Here is a 4,416-nt window from a genome sequence, read left to right on the forward strand (position 1 = left end):
TTGGATCAAGCATTGCATTTACAACTATTCCGGTAATCGCAATCGGAATTGCAACTTCTTGAGCCCCAAATAAACTGCCCAAGACCGGAATCCCCATAAATGCAAAGGTCGGTTGTGCTGAGTTTAATGAGAAAACAGATGAGTCTGTTAAATCATATTTAAAAGCAAATTTCGTAACTAAAAGGATAATGATATAAAAACCAACGATTCCGAAAATCAATGCAACGAAAAATGGAATTTGACTATAGAATTTATCTTTTGGTGTTGACAGAATACTGGCGATAAAGTGCGCTGGTAAAGCATACTTTGTTACAAGTGTACTTACACCTTTTGCAGATTTAGCGTCATAGCTGCCGAAGTGTCCTGCGAACCAACCCAGCGCGATAACGAAAAAAATCGGTGCTAGGAGGATCAAAATATTTAAAAAGTCCATCTTACTATTCCTCCTTAAATCCTTTACATGTTTCTTATTTATTGCGGCATTGCTTAGATTACCCGAAGCAATGCCGCGTTACACATTTTATTATGCTCTTACTATTTTTTTATATTCAGGAATCCACATTGCGTCTTTCACAGCTTGTTCGATGTTGTCCGGCGTTTTTCTTGCGACACCATCTTCAATTGCTGCTTTCGCTACTTCAACAGCCACATGAATTGACACTTCTTGCAATTTATCAATACTTGGAAGAAGACCAGCACCTGGTTTCTCATGATCAACCATTTCAGCAATTGCATTTGCAGAAGCAACGAACATGCCTTTTGTGATGATTTTTGATTCTGTTACGATTGAACCAAGACCAAGTCCAGGGAAAACGAACGCATTGTTTGATTGTCCGATTTCATGTTCGATTCCGTTATACTCAACGTTTTCGAACGGGCTTCCTGTTGCAACAAGTGCACGGCCGTCAGTCCATTTGAATAGATCCTCTGGCACTGCTTCAGCAAGCGGTGTTGGGTTAGACATTGGCATGATCACTGGACGCTCTGTATGAGCTGCCATTTCTTTAATGATTTCTTCAGTGAATGCGCCGCCTTGACCTGAAGTACCAATAAGAATTGTTGGCTTCGCTTGGCGAACCGTTTCAGCAAATGAGATTTGTCCTTTTTCATCTCGTGCCCAGCCTTCTACTTCATCAGAAGAACGAAGGTATGGTTTTTGGAAATCAAGCACTTCATCTTCAAATTGGTCTGTTAGCAATCCTCTGTAGTCTAAAGTCCAGAATGCATTATTTGCTTCTTCTTCTGTTAGACCTTCAAGAACCATTGTGTCACGCATTTGATCTGCGATTCCGATACCAGCTGATCCAGCTCCGAAGATGACAACACGGTGATCTTTCAATTGAGTACCAGTTTTCTTGACAGCTGCAAGAACACCCGCTAAAGTAATGGCACCAGTACCTTGAATATCATCGTTGAACGTTAAGATGTTATCATTGTATTTTTTCATGATGTTACGCGCATTTTTGTTTCCAAGGTCTTCCCAGTGCAGCAATGCTTTCGGGAAGAATTTAAGTGCTGCTTTTACATAAGCATCAATGAATTCTTCGTATTTTTCACCTTGTACACGTTTGTGATGGTTCCCGATGTATAATGGATCATTCAATAATTTTTCATTGTTTGTTCCAACATCTAATACAACTGGAATCACGCGGCTAGGATCAATACCTGCTGCAGCCGTGTAAACAGCTAATTTACCGATTGCGATGTTGATACCACCAACACCCCAGTCACCAATTCCAAGAATACTCTCAGAGTCAGTTGCAACGATGAGGTCAATGTCTCCAGCAGTTGCGTGCAAGTTTTCAAATGCTTTCTCGATGCCGTCAATGTCGTCGATTGAAAGATAGACACCATGAGGTCTTCTGTATTCATGGCTGTATTCTTGAATCGCTTCACCAACAGTTGGTGTGTACACAACAGGAAGCATTTCACGAAGTTTTTCTGTTAAAAGCTTGTAGAACAATACTTCGTTACGGTTTTGTAAATCACTTAAGTATACGTTTTGACGAAGACGATCCGGCTGAGCTAGAAATTGCTTGTACGCTCTTTCTGCTTGCTGTTCTAAAGTGAGAACGGTTGGAGGAAGTAAGCCTTCTAGTCCAAGCTCTTGTCTTTCTTCTTCAGAGAAAGCAACGCCTTTGTTCAACGTTGGAATCGATAATACATCTTTACCTGTCAAAGTGGTTTCGAGGTACCCTTCTTTTGTTTTCTTCACGTTGTTCATCAAAAACTACCCTCTTTCTAAAATATAAATAAAGTGAACTATTAATCCAAAGAACGATTAAGGAGAAAAATCCTTAATCAAAAAAATTATGACAAGAAATCGAACTTTTCGTTTAAATGCTTTACACTACAGTTAGTCATTTTATGCCTGCTTATAACAAAACGCAAGCGTTGAAAATTAGATAATTTAATCGTAGTGTTATTTAATTTATTTAAGTACAAATGATGGGTGTTCAGTCAAAATCTCGAAAAACGAAACACAGCGGCATTTGCTATTTTTTTATTTGTCAAGTGTTGTACCAACATCAAGTCTTGGTACTTCATGGTGATGTCTGCATCGTGCTTCGTATGATTCCTGCGCACCTACTAAAATAATAGGATCATCATAGGATGCGGGTTTACCGTCGATCAAGCGTTGTGTTCTACTCGCTGGGGAGCCGCATACCGAACAAACTGCTTGAAGTTTTGTTACAAGCTCTGCACATGCCATTAAATGCGGAACAACACCAAATGGCTCTCCTCTGAAGTCTTGATCCAGGCCTGCAACAATGACTCGGTAGCCTTGGTCAGCCAATTGAGTGACAATGTCAATGATTGTCTCATCAAAAAATTGCACCTCATCAATGCCAATGACATCGGTTCTTTCTGATATGTGCGTTATTATGTCTTTTGGTGAGGCTACTGCAATCCCATCTAATGATGAACCGTTATGTGACACAACAGAGCTTGTACTATATCGGTTATCAATCGCTGGTTTGAATATTTTTACTTCTTGTTTGGCAAAGGTGGCCCTTTTGGCTCTCCGAATCAATTCTTCCGACTTTCCAGAAAACATACTACCGCAGATGACTTCAAGCCAACCGCTTTGTTTCATCACATACATAAGGTCTTCTCCCCCGTTTTAAAGTTCCATCAATCCACGTAAAAAAACAGGCAAGAACGGATTCCTGCCTGTTTATTGTATCTATTATTACTTAAGACCGTATTTTTTGTTAAAGCGGTCAACACGTCCATCAGCAGAAGCGAATTTTTGACGGCCTGTATAGAAAGGATGGCACTCAGAGCAAATCTCGATGCGTACCTCTTCTTTTACTGATCCAGTTTCAAACTCATTTCCACAAGCGCATTTGACTGTAGCTTTTTTGTAGTTAGGATGAATTCCTGTTTTCATCTACTGTCATCTCCTTCCGCCCTGAATCCAATTCGGAAACAGAGTTAATATCTCAGAAATAAATTCTGAAACGCACATGATAAAATTATAACAGTGTAAGTCTATGATTGCAAATGTATTTTTTAAGAAGCTATCTTCTTGATGCAGACATATTCGCTTGTTTCCATTCTTGCGTTAAAATATCGAAAAACTCTTGGTTTGTCTTTGTTTTTCTCATTTTACGCATGAACTTCTCAGCGAAGTCAGGTGTATCTGACATCGATTTTCTCATCGCCCATAGACGATCAAGATGCTCTTTTGGCACAAGCAGTTCTTCTTTTCTCGTACCAGAACGGCGAATGTCGATCGCAGGGAAAATTCTTCTTTCGGCCAAAGAACGGTCCAAATGAAGCTCCATGTTTCCAGTTCCTTTAAACTCTTCATAAATCACGTCATCCATACGTGATCCTGTATCAACAAGTGCAGTGGCTAAAATCGTCAAGCTTCCGCCTTCTTCAATGTTACGCGCAGCACCAAAGAAGCGTTTTGGACGATGGAAAGCCGCAGGATCAATACCACCTGAAAGCGTTCGGCCGCTTGGCGGAATCACAAGATTGTATGCACGAGCAAGCCTTGTGATGCTGTCCATTAAGATGATGACATCTTTTTTATGTTCAACAAGACGCATCGCACGCTCTAAGACAAGCTCTGCTACTTTAATGTGGTTTTCCGGTACTTCGTCAAAGGTTGAACTAACAACATCCCCTGCAACAGAACGTTCGATATCTGTTACTTCCTCTGGACGCTCGTCAATTAAAAGGACAATCAGCTCTGCCTCTGGGTGATTTTCAGAAATGCTGTTGGCAATTTCTTTAAGCAAAATGGTTTTCCCAGCCTTAGGCGGTGCAACGATTAAACCACGCTGACCAAATCCAACTGGCGCCATCATGTCCATAATTCTAGTAGACAGGTGATTAGGCTGTGTTTCAAGAATCATTTGGCGGTCAGGAAATAGCGGTGTGAGTGCAGGAAAGTGAACACGT

At 40.6% G+C, this 4,416-nt stretch carries 5 protein-coding genes; all 5 read right to left on the reverse strand.

Going from position 1 to position 4,416, the window contains the following annotated elements; translation table 11 throughout:
* Positions 1 to 433, reverse strand: a 433-nt coding sequence (locus tag AOQ70_RS18950; protein ID WP_197414619.1) for an AEC family transporter, incomplete at its 3' end; no start/stop codon positions are given.
* Between the two features lie 90 nt (positions 434 to 523).
* A complete protein-coding gene (malS, locus tag AOQ70_RS18955; RefSeq protein WP_039182140.1) occupies positions 524 to 2,224 on the reverse strand; it encodes an oxaloacetate-decarboxylating malate dehydrogenase in 1,701 nt (566 codons plus the stop codon).
* A gap of 279 nt (positions 2,225 to 2,503) precedes the next feature.
* Positions 2,504 to 3,106 carry a thymidine kinase gene (locus tag AOQ70_RS18960; protein WP_024423745.1) on the reverse strand — a complete coding sequence of 201 codons (603 nt, stop codon included), beginning with the start codon at positions 3,104 to 3,106 and terminating at the stop codon, positions 2,504 to 2,506.
* An 87-nt stretch (positions 3,107 to 3,193) separates the two neighbouring features.
* Positions 3,194 to 3,394, reverse strand: coding sequence for a 50S ribosomal protein L31 (gene rpmE, locus AOQ70_RS18965; RefSeq protein WP_003215407.1), 201 nt, complete (start codon positions 3,392 to 3,394; stop codon positions 3,194 to 3,196).
* A gap of 130 nt (positions 3,395 to 3,524) precedes the next feature.
* The coding region (rho, locus tag AOQ70_RS18970) for a transcription termination factor Rho (RefSeq protein WP_059378002.1) at positions 3,525 to 4,416 on the reverse strand (892 nt) is incomplete at its 5' end.

This window comes from Bacillus sp. AM 13(2015), from assembly GCF_001518755.1.
Lineage (GTDB): Bacteria > Bacillota > Bacilli > Bacillales > Bacillaceae > Bacillus > Bacillus safensis.